The following is a 14,887-nucleotide window of genomic DNA, read 5'->3' as shown; positions in this document are numbered from 1 at the left end:
GTATCAATTCCGCCAGAACATCGGGCTGAATAGAACAAGCAAGGTGAATACCTCGAGACGACCCAACAGCATTGCGAAACAGAGTATCCATTTGGCAGCATCACTGATGTTGCCATAATGTGCGGCAACCTCGCCCAGTCCAGGGCCCAGATTATTGATACAGGCGCCGACGGCGAAAAATGCGGTAATCACATCCAAGCCTGTACCAACCAAAAGTAAAAACATCACCATATAGGCAAACACGTAGACCGACAAAAATCCCCATACCGCATCTACAATTCGATCGGACACACTGGTTTCGCCGAGCTTAATGGGAAAAATACCATTGGGATGAATCAGCCGGTGAATCTCCCGCAATCCCTGCTTAAAAATTAACAAAACTCGAATGACTTTCAAACCACCTGCGGTTGATGTAGCACATCCGCCCATAAACGCAAAATACAGCAACATAAAAGGCAGAATACTGGGCCAGACGCTGAAATTTGTGGTCGAATATCCCGTTGTGGTGAGGATAGATACCAGTTGAAAAACTCCATGAAATAAACTGTCTCGGAAATCAAAGATGGAGTAGTAGTAGAGTAGACCAACCGTCAGGACACAGCCGAGCAATATTGCTGCGATGTAAAATTGAAATTCCGGATCTTTCAAATAGTGGGTAAATTGCTTGGATTGCCAACTGTAGAAATGCAACGCGAAATTCACGCCGGATATAATCATGAAGAAGACAGCAATGGCCATGATCGCTTCATTCTGAAAATAACCGATACTGGCGTCGTGCGTGGAAAAACCACCAATAGCAACGGTACTGAAGGCATGGCATATCGCATCGAACAAGGACATGCCTGCAACCCAATAAGCAATACCGCAGGCGCAGGTGAGGCTGAGATAAATTAAAAAAAGCGCCTTTGCTGTTTCTGTTATGCGGGGAGTTAGCTTGCTGTCTTTTACCGGCCCGGGTGTTTCTGCTCGATACAGCTGCATACCACCAATGCCGAGCATCGGCAGAATGGCTACTGCAATCACAACAATACCGATGCCTCCAAGCCAATTTAATTGTTGTCGGTAGTAGAGAATGGACGGTGAAAGCTCATCCAGTCCGGTGATTACAGTTGCTCCGGTTGTCGTTAATCCTGATAGCGATTCAAAAACTGCATCGGTTACGCTTAAATCCAGATCATTGGAAAATATCAGTGGCAGAGAACCAAAGACGCCCAAGACAGACCAGAAGAGGGCTGTAATTAAAAAGCCGTCTCGAGTTCTCAAATCCTGTGCTTTTCGGTGAACAGGGAACCAAATAATAAGCCCGGTAATAAAAGTAATTGCAAAGGCAAGCCAAAAGGCAAATTGATTTTTGTCTTCGAACCAAATGGAAACAAGAATCGGCGGGAAGAGGGTAAGGCTGAATAGCATCAGCAAGACCCCGAGAATTCTGGCGATAACCGATAGATGCATAATTAAAAGAAGGCAAATCCGACCTGAAAGAGTTTTTCAATATCTTTCGTATGCTTTTTATCGACAAGGAAGACGATTACATGGTCTTCGGATTCGACGACAATATTATCGTGCGCAATAACTACCTCGTTGCCTTTATCACTTTCTCGGACAATTGCACCGATGGTTGCGCCTGCAGGCAGATCAATATCTTCAATGGCTTTACCAACCACTTTGGAGGTTTTTGCATCGCCGTGGGCAATAACCTCAATAGCTTCCGCAGCGCCTCTACGCAGAGAATGCACATTGACAATATCGCCTCTCCTTACATAGGTCAGCATGCTGCCAATAGTCGTTTGTTGAGGAGAAATGGCAATATCGATTTCTCCGCCTTGAACCAGATCCACGTACGCAGGATTGTTAATCAGCGTCATAACTTTGCGAGCGCCTAATCGCTTCGCCAGCATTGATGACATGATATTAGCTTCATCATCATTGGTCAGCGCCAGAAACACATCGGTATCCTCGATGTTTTCTTCCATTAGCAGTTCTTTATCTGAGCCGCTTCCCTGCAGAACAATCGCTTGACGCAAATTTTCGGAGAGGAACTTACAGCGCTCTTTGGTCAGCTCAATAATTTTGACGCGATAATCGGTTTCGAGACTGCGGGCAAGACGATAACCAATATTGCCGCCCCCTGCGATGAAAATATGTTTGTACTGTGTTTCGATTCGTCGCAGCTCGCTCATCACCGCACGGATATCAGTGCGAGCGGCGATAAAGAAAACCTCATCGTCGGCTTCAATGATGGTTGAACCCTCAGGGGTGATGGCTCGATCGCGTCGGTAAATTGCGGCTACTCGTGTATCGACACTTGGCATGTGTTCACGCAAATAACTGAGCTCTTGACCGACAAGTGGACCTCCGTAGTAGGCTTTTACTGCCACGAGTTGTACCTGGCCATCAGCAAATTCGAGTACCTGAAGTGCGCCCGGGTGTTCGATAAGCCTGAAGATATAGTCAGACACCAAACGCTCAGGGCTGATGATAACATCGATGGGAATCGCATCAGGTCGGAAGAGCTCGGGTTTGGCGAGGTAGGCATTTGAACGAATTCGGGCAATCTTGGTAGGCGTCTTATAAAGACTGTGTGCAACCTGACAGGCGACCATATTGAGTTCGTCATCGCTGGTTACCGCAATCAATAAGTCGGCATCTTCGATACCAGCTTGGAGCAAAATGGCAGGATGTGCGGCTTCGCCATTGACGATGCCGATATCGATACGATCAACCAGCTCTCGAAGACGGCTTTCGTCTTTATCAATGATGGTGATGTCATTTGCTTCGTTTGCGAGGTTTTGCGCCAGTGATCCACCGACCTGGCCAGCGCCCAAAATAATAATTTTCATTACTCAGTCAGAACGTTTCCGGTTGGGTGGCAACGACCACACATGAATTTTCAGCAATGAGCTGCTGTCGATCAGCCTTTCCTAAGACAAGCATAATAAAAACCATCGTGACCTGCAGGCACTGGGAAAAGTTGCCTTCCATAGGGTTCTTTTATTCCCCACGGAGCATCTATGGGTTCTTCAATGGCGTCCGTGGTCTGAGTTAAAAACTTTTCGATGACCAGGGCATTTTCAGTCCGAATTATTGAGCATGTTGCATAGACAAGTCGGCCTCCATTTTGAAGCAGCGGCCAAAGTGCTACGAGCAGTTTTAGCTGCAGCTGCGCAAGCTTAGCAATGTCTGTCGCTTTGCGCAGTAGCTTAATGTCTGGATGACGTCTTAATACGCCGGTTGCCGAGCAGGGAGCGTCCAAGAGAATGCGATCAAACGGCTTGCCGTCCCACCAGGATTCAATATCGAGAGCGTCAGCGCAGATAAGCTCAATTTCGGTCGTTCCTGCGTTGGCTTTGAGTCTTTCAAAATTGTCTTCAATTCTTTGAAGACGTCGCTGATCGACGTCAAGAGCAACTAAATTTTGCGAAGATTCTGGAGGGCTACGGCGAGCCATACATTCCAGTATATGTCCGGTTTTACCGCCGGGGGCAGCACAGGCATCTAAAATACGCTGGCCACCATCGGCGACCAGTAAATCGGCAGCCAACTGTGCAGCTTCATCCTGTACGCTGCAACTTCCCTCGAGAAATCCAGGTATCTCACTGACGTTACAGGGTTCGCTAAGCAATAATCCATAGGGAGAATAGGGAGTTGTCTGGCTGTCGATCCCTACGGCTGAAAGTTGGTCTTGGAGTTGCTCTCTGGAGTGCTGCTGAAGATTTACCCGCAGGGTCATTGGCGGTTGTTGATCATTGCCAGAAAAGAGGGCGTCAGCGTGTGACGGCCAATCCTGGCTGATTTGCTTGCGCAACCAATTGGGATGATTGCTGGTGAATGCTGGACTGCTTTGGAGTTCTGTTTCTAGAGCCTTGCCGTCCCGTTGGTAACGTCTCAAGACTGCATTTACAAGCTTCGCCGCCCAGGGTTTATTGAGCTGGCGACAGAGGTCGACACTGGTGCTGATCGCCGCGTGATCCGGTGTCCTCAACTCCCTCAATTGGAGCAATCCTAAAATGAGGACCCATTCAATATCTCTGTCTTTCTCTTTGAGCGGTTTGTCTACTAATCGCTTCAAAATAGCGGTAAGCCTTGGATACCAGCGGCAGGCCTCATAGCAAAGATTTTGCAGATGAGCGCGTTCGTCCTGTGGCACTGTATCTAGGGCAGGCGGAAGTAGTGATGCCAATGAGCCCTTGCCGGATGTCAGTGCCTGCAGAGTTGTAACGGCTGTGAGCCGCGCATTCGTCACAGATTAATCCGCCTGAGTGGCAATGGGTTGGCCGATAACAAAGCGATCTCGGTAGCCATTGACAATGGTAGCCACCGGTTGACTCTTTTTGCCGGGCATTTGCAGCGCCTGAAGACGAACAAGACCGTCACCTGTGGCGACGTCAATTCCTGCGTCTGTGATGTTTACGATGGTTCCAGGTAATGCGCTGGTCGCTTCGTTTAAGAGACTGGCCTCCCAAACTCGGATGGCATCTTGTTTCTGTTTAAAAAAGGCGACAGGAAAGGGGTTAAACGCTCTGATTTTCTGCTCGATCGTGATTGCCGGTTGTTGCCAGTAAATTTCGGCCTCGGCTTTCGTTAGTTTCGATGCATAGCAAGCCTTTGTATTGTCTTGATTACTCGCCTGTAATGATCCTGTTTTCATCAACGATAGGGTTTCCAGCAAGGCTGGAGGCCCTAATTCTGCGAGCTTGTCTTCCAATGAAGACGAGGTTTCCTGTGGCTCGATCGCGCATTCCTGAGTCAACAGCATAGGGCCGGTATCAAGACCTGCTTCCATCTGCATGATGGTGACACCGGTGGAGGTGTCGCCGGCTTCAATGGCACGCTGAATTGGAGCAGCCCCACGCCAACGCGGTAGTAATGAGGCATGCACGTTGAGGCACCCATGCTTGGGAATATCGAGAACTGCTTGCGGTAACAGCAGCCCGTAGGCGACTACGATCATGACGTCAGCATCGTAGCTCGCCAATTGATCCTGTGTCTGCGCATCTTTTAATGACACCGGTTGTTCAATACTGATGCCTTGCTGTTCTGCCAGTTGCTTTACCGGACTGGCAAGAAGCTTCTTACCGCGTCCAGCACGTCGGTCTGGTTGCGTGTAAACCGCAATAATCGTGTGGGAACTGTCTATTAAGCTGGAGAGGTGTTTCGCAGCAAATTCAGGTGTGCCGGCGAAGATGATACGCATAATGGTTTTCAGATTTCTGCAGGTAGTAGGGGCAAGGGGCGATTGCAGAGAGCAATGCCCGCTGATCGAGATTTAGGCGCGCTGACGCTGAGATTTTTCCAGTTTCTTACGAATACGCTGACGTTTGATGGGCGATACATAATCCACAAACAATTTACCCGCGAGGTGATCCATTTCGTGTTGAATACAGGTTGCCAGTAAGCCATCTGGCTCCAACTGGAAGGTGTTCCCGTCTCTGTCCAGAGCCTCAACGATGATATTGGCTGGTCGCTCTACGGTTTCATAGAATCCCGGTACTGACAGACAGCCTTCATCATAAGGGGCTACAGACTCGTCCAGTACGGTAATTTTGGGGTTGATGAAAACCAGGGGATCGCTTTTATCCTCTGAAATGTCCATCACGATCACTTGTTTGTGAACATTGACTTGTGTCGCCGCCAAGCCGATACCAGGGGCGTCGTACATTGTTTCAAACATGTCGTCGACCAATTGACGGAGATCATCATCGACCTCATCCACGGGAGTTGCGACGGTGCGCAGACGGGGATCGGGGAATTCGAGAATTGTTAGGATCGACATAAGTTTGTGACCGATTTCTGATATTTGCCGGTAATGATTGATTACCATTCCCTGACTCTGGCCGGTAATTTCCTTCTGCTTATGGAATAGCAAGGGAAATTTTCGCTGACCTGTCTATATGCGACTACTATTAAAGTGGCAACACTTCCGGAATGGTTGTCTGTGACATTCGGGTCGCCATGAAGCGGAATTCCATGGGTTGCCAGCACAGGATTTGAACATTATACCTTTTTCGGCGAGGACACGCCGAATAAACAGGACGGGTTTCTATGAAAAAACTGATGGTCGCGCTCTTGTTCTCGGCGCTGTCCCTGTCGTCGCAGGCAGAAGAGCTGCGTTTGAAGCAGTCTCATCCGGACGAATATACAGTCAAGAAAGGTGACACTCTCTGGGATATTTCTGAAACATTTCTGCAAAATCCCTGGATGTGGCCCGAGATATGGCATGTTAACCCTCAAATTGAAAATCCTCACCTGATCTATCCCGGTGATAGAGTGCGTTTGGTGTATATGGATGGCAAACCACGTCTAATGTTGGACCGTGGCACGCGCGTCGTTAAGTTGTCTCCACAGGCCCGTGAATTGCCATTGGATCAAGCCATACCGGCTATTCCACTTGATGAGATCGAACACTTTTTGTCGAAAAGTCGTGTGGTCACCAATGCGGAAATGGACGCGGCGCCGTACGTATTGACGGGTTCAGAAGAGCATCTGATCGTTGGTGCTGGTGACCAGCTCTACGCTCGAGGCGACTTCAATAATACGATCAATACTTTCGGTGTCTATCGAGGCGGACAGCAGTTTATTGACCCTGAAACCAAGGAAGTGCTTGGCCTGCAGGCGTTGGATATCGGTACCGTTAAAAAACAGGCTGAAAATGGCGATGTGGGTACGTTTGAAGTAACCCGCACAACAGAAGAAATTCGCATCAGTGATCGCCTACTTCCTCGTGAAGAGCGCGCCATTGAGACCGTTTTTTATCCCTCCAGTCCAGATCAGCAAGTTGAAGGTGTCATTATGGCTGTTGAGGGTGGAGTATCTCAGGTTGGCCCGATGAACGTGGTCGCGATCAACCGCGGTACTCGTGAAGGGTTAACGGAAGGTAATGTGATGGCCATTTTCAAAGAGGGTGGTGTCGTGAAAGATCGCATTGCTGGCGATGTCGTTCGTCTGCCAGATGAGAGAGCGGGTTTGCTGATGGTCTTTCGTACGTTCGAAAAAATGAGCTTTGCTCTGGTCATTGAGGCGTCGCGCCCGCTGGCCGTAGATGATCGCGTTAAAAATCCCTGATTAGTTCCTTTTAGGCTCAGGGATGAGGTAAGCAGCTGTGGGTGAGTATCAACTAAACTCGCCGTTGCTGATCCTTTTTCTACTGTCATGTCCCAGATTTGGTGTGCGCAGTTATTGGAAGCTGCGCAAACACTTTCCTCAGTTACAACAAATTTTTTCACAGCCTGATGATGCTTTGGCATTGGTTCCCGCCGCCTCCCGTTCGCGTATCCAAGGTCTTTTGACTCATGGTGATGCGAGTACTGACTGGCGCCAGTTGGTTGAGCAGACGCAGGAGCACCTCTCTGACGGGGTAACATTAATCAGCCATGAGCAGAATTCTTACCCACCTCTCTTGCAACAAATTTCTGATCCACCGCCTTTTCTATTTCTGCGCGGTGCTGTTGGTGTACTGCAACGACCGCAGCTGGCATTTGTCGGTAGCCGTAATGCCAGTCCTGGCGGCCTAAAAAATGCCCATAACTTTGCACGCGCTCTTGCCGCTGCGGGTCTAGTGATCACCAGTGGTCTCGCTCTTGGGATTGATGGTGCTGCTCATGCAGGAGCATTGGCCGCGGGAGGGCAAACCGTCGCGGTGATGGGGACAGGTATCGATCGTATTTATCCTCGCAGGAATCACCGGCTTGCGCAGGAAATTGTCGCAACGGGTGGGTTGTTGGTATCAGAATTTATGCCGGGTACCTCGCCAGTAAGCGCTAACTTTCCAAGAAGAAATCGTATTGTGAGCGGCCTTAGTCTGGGTGTCTTAGTGGTTGAAGCGGCGCTGAAAAGTGGATCTTTGATCACGGCGCGATTGGCGTTGGAGCAAAATCGGGAGGTATTTGCGATCCCGGGATCTATTCACAATCCCCAGGCCCGCGGTTGCCACGCACTGATTCGTGACGGAGCAACCTTGGTGGAATCCGCGCTTGATATTGCCCAACAGCTAGGTCATTGGACGGAGGTTGAGATTGCTGCGACGGATGCTTCACAAGCTTCTGTGGATAAGTCGCCATTGCTGGATTCCGAGGCCGAGAAAACCCTGTGGCCACAGCTGAGTTTTGATCCTCAAAGTGTTGATGAACTGGTTGAACAGACGGGGCTTGGCGTTGGTGATGTTATGGAGTGTCTAATGGGGTGGGAACTGGAAGGGTATCTGATTCAAACCGACTCGGGCTATACGAAAGCTTGAGACAGTTGAGTCCCCTAGCACTATGAGTTAATTTCCTGCTCTTTTTGAAGAGTTTGCAGAGATGACAGTCCATCAATGGTTAGATAATGCACGAGCTCACCAAGCGGCGCAGAGTCTTCTTCGGGGAGACGTTATTGCTTATCCAACAGAAGCTGTCTGGGGGCTGGGATGTTTGCCAGAATCTGAGAGTGGTATTCGCACAATCCTGTCGATGAAAACGCGGGCACCCAGCAAAGGATTGATAATGGTTGCCGCTCATCAGCGGCAATTGGGCGCTTTGTATTCGGATCTGACGGATGAGCAGAAATACCGTTTGGATTCGTCTTGGCCTGGCCCGAATACCTGGCTGATTCCAGATCCGAAGAACCGTGTATCTCCGTGGATTAAAGGGGATCATTCAGCTGTTGCAGTGAGGGTAAGTGCTCACACTTTTGTGGCCGCTCTCTGTATTTTGGTTGGTGGTCCCATTATATCGACGTCAGCAAATCCTCAAGGCGCCAGTCCAGCACGCCATCAATGGCAGGTAATGCGCTATTTTCGTCAGTTTTTAAGATCCGGCGAATTGAGTGTTGTGGCGCCAGGTCGAGTGGGCAGCTCGTCCAGTCCGTCGCAGATTCGTGATCTTGTCTCTGGGGATTTGATTCGACCGGGCGGGTAAATTCGCCATAGGTTGTTAGAGCGTCTCTGCGTTAAAGAACCTCCGACTTTCCTGAATCTGCTATCATTTGTAGCCGTTTTTACGCGACCTTGTGACCAGGGTACTTCTAAAAGCTCATCGTTGAATGTCGATGCTGATACTGCTGGAGATTAATTAAGCTGTGGATTTTCCCGATAAACATTTAGTGAGTGAGTACTTGCTTTCGCTGCAGGATTCAATATGTCAGGGGTTGTCTGACGTAGATGGTGAAAAGGGCTTTGTTGAGGAAAACTGGCAACGACCAACGGGAGGCGGTGGACGCACGCGAGTCCTCAGTGATGGCGGGGTGATCGAGAAAGGCGGCGTTAATTTCTCCCATGTTAGTGGTTCGGCGTTGCCAGCTTCTGCGACGGCAAATCGACCAGAATTAGCAGGGCGCTCATTCGAGGCGATGGGCGTATCTTTGGTTATTCATCCGAAGAATCCATACGTACCCACGAGCCACGCGAACGTACGTTTTTTTATCGCCGAAAAAGAGGGTGCGGATCCAGTATGGTGGTTTGGCGGCGGCTATGATCTTACACCTTACTATGGTGATGCTGACGACTGCCGTCACTGGCACAGAACGGCGAAAAACGCCTGCGATCCTTTTGGTGATGGACTTTACGGTCGTTTCAAAGAGTGGTGCGATACGTATTTTTATTTGCCGCATCGTCAGGAAACCCGAGGCGTTGGAGGGTTGTTTTTCGACGATTTCAATGAATTGGGTTTTACTGAGAGCTTTAATTTCATGAAGTCGATCGGCGATAGCTATTTGCCAGCCTACCTGCCAATCGTGACTCGGCACAAAGAGAAAGCTTTTGGAGAGCGCCAGCGGGATTTTCAGCTTTACCGGCGAGGTCGCTATGTTGAGTTTAACCTTGTCTATGATCGTGGCACGTTGTTTGGTCTTCAGACCGGCGGACGTACCGAGTCGATTTTGATGTCTCTGCCGCCCCTGGTCCGCTGGGAGTATAACTGGACTCCCGAAGATGGCTCCGAAGAAGCCGATTTACAGGCCCTTTTTTTGGGTGCCAGAGATTGGCTGTCAGAGTCGTTAGATTAAGGGGTAGGCGTTATGGACCGCTATCTTGTGGTGGGAAATCCTATTGCCCACTCCAAATCACCGCTGATTCATTCGCTTTTTGCTCAGCAAACCCAGCAGCAGATGCACTATGATCGACTTTTGATTGAGCCGGGCGAATTTAACGAAGACGTTCGCCAACAGCTTGCAGCAGGGTGTCTTGGCTTGAACGTGACTCTGCCGTTTAAACAAGATGCTTTTACTTTGGCAGATAGTTTAAGCGAGGCCGCGCGACAGGCCGGTGCAGTTAATACGCTTTCGCTATCTGACGATAATCGTCTGTTGGGCCACAACACAGACGGCATTGGTCTGGTTATGGCCCTACGCCAATTGCACGGTTGGCAGATTTGCGGGCGTAAAGTGTTGATTATTGGTGCTGGAGGTGCTGTTCGAGGTGTCTTGGGGCCACTTCTTGCTGAGGCGCCATCACTCTTAACAATCGTCAACCGCAGCGAGGCGAAAGCCGAGCAATTGGCTGAAACTTTTGCATCGCCCACTGTATCCTCGGCTGGCTTTCAGAGCCTGGGTGCTGACGTCTATGATCTGGTCATCAATGGCACTTCCGCCAGCCTCAGTGGAACTCTGCCGGATCTTCCTTCTTCTGTCATTGGTCCATATACCTGTGTATACGATATGGTCTATGGGGATGAACCCACCGTATTTTTAAGGTGGGCAGAAAGTTGCGGTGCCGTTTCTGTTGCCGATGGACTGAGTATGCTTGTCGGACAGGCTGCAGAATCTTTCCATATTTGGCGGGGTGTACGGCCGGAAATTCAGCCGGTTGTTAATGCGTTACGTCGACACGCCGATTGATGAATCAAGATATTGGTCTTTGAGTTTGACGTAATTGTTCGCTGAATAGGTGAAATAAGAAAGTTCTGATTCCTTCAGGGCTCGCGCCTGCTTGCAGGGTTGACCGATGTAAAGATAGCCACTGACGAGTCGTTTGCCTGGCGGGACAAGAGTACCGGCGCCTATGACGACATCGTCTTCGATTACGGCACCATCGAGAACAATGGACCCAATTCCGATCAGTACACGGTTGCCTATGCTGCAACCGTGCAGCACTGCCGAGTGGCCGACCGTGACATCGTCACCAATCGTCAGTGGCCAGCCTGCTTCGTTATAGGGGCCGGCGTGGGTAATGTGCAGTACGGTATTGTCTTGAATACTGGTGCGGGCCCCGATCTTGATTCGATGCATATCTCCACGGGCTGCAACTTGCGGCCAAACGGAACTGTCGTCACCAATAGTGATATCGCCGATCAATCTGGCACTGGGATCCACAAAGACTCTCTCCCCGAGTGTAGGGGTTTTGCCGTTAAAGCTCTGAATGGCGGGCACGTTGGTTCTCCTTGGCAAATCACACCTAGTGTCTGAACAAATGAATTTTCCGGCAAGGTAACTTGAAGTTGGGAAAACTGTCCACACCTGTAAATAAATATGTGTCTGCCGTGTATTATGAATACATGACTCTAGAAAAGGTTTTTGTCCATGGATAATCCGTTGTTACAGGCCTCTGTCCTGCCTAAATTTCAGGCTATTCAAGCCGATCATGTCGTACCTGCGATAGAGAAACTCATAGCAGACTGCCGTGCAAAAATGTCTGAAGTCATTGCTGCCAATCAGAATGAAGACGTCAGTTGGGAGACCCTGGTTGCGCCTTTAGAAGAACAAGGCGACCTTCTCAGTAAAGCCTGGTCTCCGGTCGGCCATCTGAACGCCGTTATGAACAACGATGATTTGAGGGACGCCTACGAAAAGGCCGTGGCGATGATGACCGCCTACGGCACCGAAGTTGGACAAAACGCTGACTTATATCGTGCTTACCAAGCGCTTCAAGAAAGCGACTCTTTTAAAACGTTAAGCACTGAGCGAAAAACTGCCGTGGAACAGGAGTTGAGAGATTTCAGGTTAGCCGGAGTCGATTTACCGACCGCAGAGAAAAAAGAATACGCGGACATTCAGCAACGCTTGTCAGAATTGAGTACACGATTTGCCAATCAGGTGATGGACGCGACTCAAGGTTGGACCAAACATGTAACAGACGACAGTGCTCTGGCCGGCCTTCCTGAAAGTGCGAAGGCGCTAGCGGCTCAAGCGGCTCATAGAAAGGATTTGCAGGGGTATTTGGTGACACTGGATATTCCGTCTTATTTGGCGATTATGAAATATGCTGACAATCGCGCGCTCCGTGAAGAAGTTTACAGTGCCTACGTCACCCGAGCGTCGGACCAGGGGCCAAATGCTGGGCAGTGGGATAATTCCCCGCTGATTGATGAAATTTTATCCCTGCGACATCGAGCGGCCAAATTGTTGGGATTCAACAATTACGCTGAGCGATCGTTGGCGACAAAAATGGCGGAGACACCAGAGCAGGTCGAGACATTTTTGTTGGAATTAGCGGCAAAAAGCCGCGCGGCTGCGCAAGAGGATATGGCGGAGCTTACTCAGTTTGCAAAGCAGGAAGACGGACTGGAAGAACTGCAGGCTTGGGATGTGAGTTATTACAGTGAAAAATTAAAACAGGAGAAATATTCTGTTTCTCAAGAGGAATTACGTCCCTATTTTCCTGTTGACCGGGTACTAACGGGTTTGTTCGGTATCGTCGAAAAATTGTTCGACGTATCAGTGGTTCCGGCGAAAGCTGAAGTTTGGCACCCAGATGTAAAATTTTTCGAGTTGCAGCGAGATGGGCAGACCATTGCCAGCTTTTATTTTGATTTATTCGCCAGGGAGAATAAGCGCGGTGGAGCCTGGATGGATGAGTGTCGTAATCGCCGGCGAACCGAGGAGGGAACACAGCTGCCTGTCGCTTATATGGTGTGTAATTTCGCACCGGGCACAGGTGATCAGCCGGCATTGTTGACTCACGATGAAGTTCTGACGTTGTTTCATGAATTTGGGCATGGTTTGCATCACATGCTAACGCGTATTGAAACCTCGTCGGTGAGCGGTATTCATGGTGTTGCCTGGGACGCGGTGGAGTTACCCAGTCAGTTTTTGGAAAACTGGTGTTGGGAGGCGGAAGCTCTGGCGTTAATCAGTGGTCATTTTGAAACGGGTGATCCTCTGCCTTCAGAGATGCTCAACAACCTCTTGAAGGCTCGTAATTTTCAATCGGGAATGATGATGCTTCGGCAGTTGGAGTTCGCCTTGTTTGATCTGCGTTTGCATCGCTTTTATAACCCGGAAGCGCCCGAATCACCTCAATCGGTGATTGATAACGTACGTAGCGACGTGGCCGTCAGTATTCCTCCGTCGTTTAATCGCTTTCAAAACAGTTTCACTCACATTTTTGCCGGTGGTTATGCGGCTGGATATTACAGCTACAAGTGGGCGGAAGTTCTTTCGAGTGATGCATTCTCAAAATTTGAAGAAGAGGGGATCTTTAACCCGGATACCGGCCGGAGTTTCCGTGAGGAAATTCTCGAAAAAGGCGGTTCTGAGGATGCCATGTCACTGTTTATAAATTTCCGTGGGCGTTCACCAAGTCCCGATGCGTTATTGCGCCACAGTGGTATCGCAGGGGAGTGATTGATGTCTGATTTGCCAGTACGTAAACGGTTTATTGCCGGGGCGGTGTGTCCGAAATGTGAAGCGATGGACACGATTCGCGTCTATCAGGAAGAGCAAAAAGATTACCGAGAGTGCGTCCAGTGTGGCTTTACGGATCGCTTACATTTTCAGCCACAAGTAAGAGAGCTGGAAACGCGCGTTAATCAGACAGAAGAGCAACGCAAAGAAGCGGTACAAATATTGGAATTACAACCCCTCTCTAAAAAAGCTGATTCTGACAAAGGTAACGAGTAATTTAGAGGTAAGGCAGGATGCAACCTCATTAGTGAATGGGGTTGTGACTTCCGTCGGTGTGATCATCTAGATGGCCAAACTCAAGGGTAATGGCCAAATCTTCTGTAAGGCAAGGCCACTCATCGAGTTCTTTGCTCCAGCCCTGAGATTCCCGTTGTTTGGCGTATTCCTGAAACTGCTGTGACTCGAAAATTTTTTCTTTTTCGATACAGAGTTCTAAGGCAAATTGCACCGCCATATCTAACTCATTGGCGTAGGACTCACCCAATACGCTATGTACAATTAGATTGGCTCGTGTCATGTCCATGGGTGCTAAAGGGATGCCCGCCTTTCCTAGAAAGCGATCGTTGATTTCTTCCATCAACCGGTGTGCCAGATAGGCTTTACCCAGTAGCGCAATCATGCCACTGTTGGCTTCCAAAGATTCGGGGGGATTGACAAAAAAATCCTCAGCAATTTTCAGAAAGGTATCCGTATAGTCGGATATATTTGCCTGTCGGGTGACATCGATAATGGCCTCCATAAACATGGGGACCAAGTCGATATACCGGGTGACAAATTCAAAAAGCGCGACGGCTTCTCGATTGGCAGGCAAGTGTATGGAACCATGCAGTGTTGGTGCCAAATGTTGTAACCTGTGGGTCAGCTGTTGCGTGTCACGCTCCTGGGTTTTGGCAAGCTGGATCGTGTCGCGCAATGCCGTGAGATTTTGAGTATCCATAGATCAGTTACTGGCTCAAACAAATAATCTCTGGCGCACACCTGCAAATAAACTGGCTAACGTCATACTTCAAGATTCCCTAACTCTACGCTAAATCAAACTTTGATTCCATCGTATGTAACTATAGATGCCAAACAGCATGCCGTATACTTCCTTTTCATTTCAATGTGTATATTTGCTTTTCAGTGGCGGCAATTTCATTTATGGCAAATTAGCCATGCTTTTTTATTCGTGTGTAGGTGTACGACTTTTCAGTATGTTTTCAAATATTTGGAATGTTGGCCGAAATGGACAGAACTGAATGAAATAAAAGCGTTGACTCCAGATCGACCTTGTAGCTACTCTAGTAGACGAAAGGGT

Annotated in this window: 14 protein-coding genes; 7 read left to right on the top strand and 7 right to left on the bottom strand. The window is 49.2% G+C overall.

Annotated features, from left to right (window positions below; genetic code table 11):
- Window positions 1-3: 3 nt before the first annotated feature.
- The 5 genes from ACXAFR_RS14110 to def form a co-directional block, all read right to left on the bottom strand.
- Window positions 4-1,452, bottom strand: a complete 1,449-nt coding sequence (locus tag ACXAFR_RS14110; RefSeq protein WP_475177958.1) for a TrkH family potassium uptake protein — start codon at window positions 1,450-1,452, stop codon at window positions 4-6.
- Between the two features lie 2 nt (window positions 1,453-1,454).
- Window positions 1,455-2,840: a Trk system potassium transporter TrkA gene (gene trkA / locus ACXAFR_RS14105; RefSeq protein ID WP_475177956.1), complete on the bottom strand. Its 1,386-nt coding sequence runs from the start codon at window positions 2,838-2,840 to the stop codon at window positions 1,455-1,457.
- Between the two features lie 71 nt (window positions 2,841-2,911).
- Window positions 2,912-4,243 carry a 16S rRNA (cytosine(967)-C(5))-methyltransferase RsmB gene (rsmB, locus tag ACXAFR_RS14100; protein WP_475177954.1) on the bottom strand — a complete coding sequence of 444 codons (1,332 nt, stop codon included), beginning with the start codon at window positions 4,241-4,243 and terminating at the stop codon, window positions 2,912-2,914.
- 3 nt (window positions 4,244-4,246) lie between these two features.
- Complete coding sequence (gene fmt, locus ACXAFR_RS14095; protein WP_475177952.1) at window positions 4,247-5,194, bottom strand: methionyl-tRNA formyltransferase; 948 nt, start codon at window positions 5,192-5,194, stop codon at window positions 4,247-4,249.
- A 72-nt stretch (window positions 5,195-5,266) separates the two neighbouring features.
- Window positions 5,267-5,773: a peptide deformylase gene (def, locus tag ACXAFR_RS14090; protein ID WP_475177949.1), complete on the bottom strand. Its 507-nt coding sequence runs from the start codon at window positions 5,771-5,773 to the stop codon at window positions 5,267-5,269.
- Window positions 5,774-6,042: 269 nt separating this feature from the next.
- Between def and ACXAFR_RS14085 the strand changes: the two genes are divergently transcribed.
- From ACXAFR_RS14085 to aroE, 5 genes are all read left to right on the top strand, one after another.
- Window positions 6,043-7,062: a LysM peptidoglycan-binding domain-containing protein gene (locus ACXAFR_RS14085; protein WP_475177948.1), complete on the top strand. Its 1,020-nt coding sequence runs from the start codon at window positions 6,043-6,045 to the stop codon at window positions 7,060-7,062.
- 37 nt (window positions 7,063-7,099) lie between these two features.
- On the top strand, window positions 7,100-8,233 hold the full coding sequence (gene dprA, locus ACXAFR_RS14080; RefSeq protein WP_475177946.1) for a DNA-processing protein DprA: 1,134 nt from the start codon (window positions 7,100-7,102) through the stop codon (window positions 8,231-8,233).
- Between the two features lie 61 nt (window positions 8,234-8,294).
- Window positions 8,295-8,891 (top strand): L-threonylcarbamoyladenylate synthase, encoded by a 597-nt coding sequence (locus ACXAFR_RS14075; protein WP_475177944.1) that lies wholly within the window; start codon window positions 8,295-8,297, stop codon window positions 8,889-8,891.
- 160 nt (window positions 8,892-9,051) lie between these two features.
- On the top strand, window positions 9,052-9,975 hold the full coding sequence (hemF, locus tag ACXAFR_RS14070) for an oxygen-dependent coproporphyrinogen oxidase (protein ID WP_475177942.1): 924 nt from the start codon (window positions 9,052-9,054) through the stop codon (window positions 9,973-9,975).
- A gap of 12 nt (window positions 9,976-9,987) precedes the next feature.
- On the top strand, window positions 9,988-10,806 hold the full coding sequence (aroE, locus tag ACXAFR_RS14065; RefSeq protein ID WP_475177940.1) for a shikimate dehydrogenase: 819 nt from the start codon (window positions 9,988-9,990) through the stop codon (window positions 10,804-10,806).
- Here the strand turns inward: aroE and ACXAFR_RS14060 are convergent.
- The gene (locus ACXAFR_RS14060) at window positions 10,786-11,337 is read right to left on the bottom strand and encodes a gamma carbonic anhydrase family protein (RefSeq protein WP_475177938.1); all 552 of its coding nucleotides are present in this window, start codon (window positions 11,335-11,337) and stop codon (window positions 10,786-10,788) included. The genes aroE and ACXAFR_RS14060 overlap by 21 nt on opposite strands.
- 150 nt (window positions 11,338-11,487) lie before the next feature.
- On the opposite strand from ACXAFR_RS14060, the gene prlC reads away from it, so the two are divergent.
- Window positions 11,488-13,530 (top strand): oligopeptidase A, encoded by a 2,043-nt coding sequence (gene prlC / locus ACXAFR_RS14055; RefSeq protein WP_475177937.1) that lies wholly within the window; start codon window positions 11,488-11,490, stop codon window positions 13,528-13,530.
- Between the two features lie 3 nt (window positions 13,531-13,533).
- Complete coding sequence (locus ACXAFR_RS14050; RefSeq protein ID WP_475177934.1) at window positions 13,534-13,806, top strand: YheV family putative zinc ribbon protein; 273 nt, start codon at window positions 13,534-13,536, stop codon at window positions 13,804-13,806.
- Window positions 13,807-13,834: 28 nt separating this feature from the next.
- Here the strand turns inward: ACXAFR_RS14050 and ACXAFR_RS14045 are convergent, their stop codons facing one another.
- The gene (locus ACXAFR_RS14045) at window positions 13,835-14,527 is read right to left on the bottom strand and encodes a hypothetical protein (protein ID WP_475177931.1); all 693 of its coding nucleotides are present in this window, start codon (window positions 14,525-14,527) and stop codon (window positions 13,835-13,837) included.
- Between the last annotated feature and the right edge of the window lie 360 nt (window positions 14,528-14,887).

This window comes from Pseudomaricurvus sp. ABR4_320, assembly GCF_056159445.1.
Note: the sequence above shows the minus strand (reverse complement) of the source record. Positions and strands in the feature narration are given on the sequence as shown.

Coding starts and splice junctions, on each gene's coding strand:
- ACXAFR_RS14110 (WP_475177958.1), bottom strand. CDS start 1,452: ATGCATCTATCGGTTATCGCCAGAATTCTCGGGGTCTTGCTGATGCTA.
- trkA (WP_475177956.1), bottom strand. CDS start 2,840: ATGAAAATTATTATTTTGGGCGCTGGCCAGGTCGGTGGATCACTGGCG.
- fmt (WP_475177952.1), bottom strand. CDS start 5,194: ATGCGTATCATCTTCGCCGGCACACCTGAATTTGCTGCGAAACACCTC.
- def (WP_475177949.1), bottom strand. CDS start 5,773: ATGTCGATCCTAACAATTCTCGAATTCCCCGATCCCCGTCTGCGCACC.
- ACXAFR_RS14085 (WP_475177948.1), top strand. CDS start 6,043: ATGAAAAAACTGATGGTCGCGCTCTTGTTCTCGGCGCTGTCCCTGTCG.
- ACXAFR_RS14075 (WP_475177944.1), top strand. CDS start 8,295: ATGACAGTCCATCAATGGTTAGATAATGCACGAGCTCACCAAGCGGCG.
- aroE (WP_475177940.1), top strand. CDS start 9,988: ATGGACCGCTATCTTGTGGTGGGAAATCCTATTGCCCACTCCAAATCA.
- prlC (WP_475177937.1), top strand. CDS start 11,488: ATGGATAATCCGTTGTTACAGGCCTCTGTCCTGCCTAAATTTCAGGCT.
- ACXAFR_RS14050 (WP_475177934.1), top strand. CDS start 13,534: ATGTCTGATTTGCCAGTACGTAAACGGTTTATTGCCGGGGCGGTGTGT.
- ACXAFR_RS14045 (WP_475177931.1), bottom strand. CDS start 14,527: ATGGATACTCAAAATCTCACGGCATTGCGCGACACGATCCAGCTTGCC.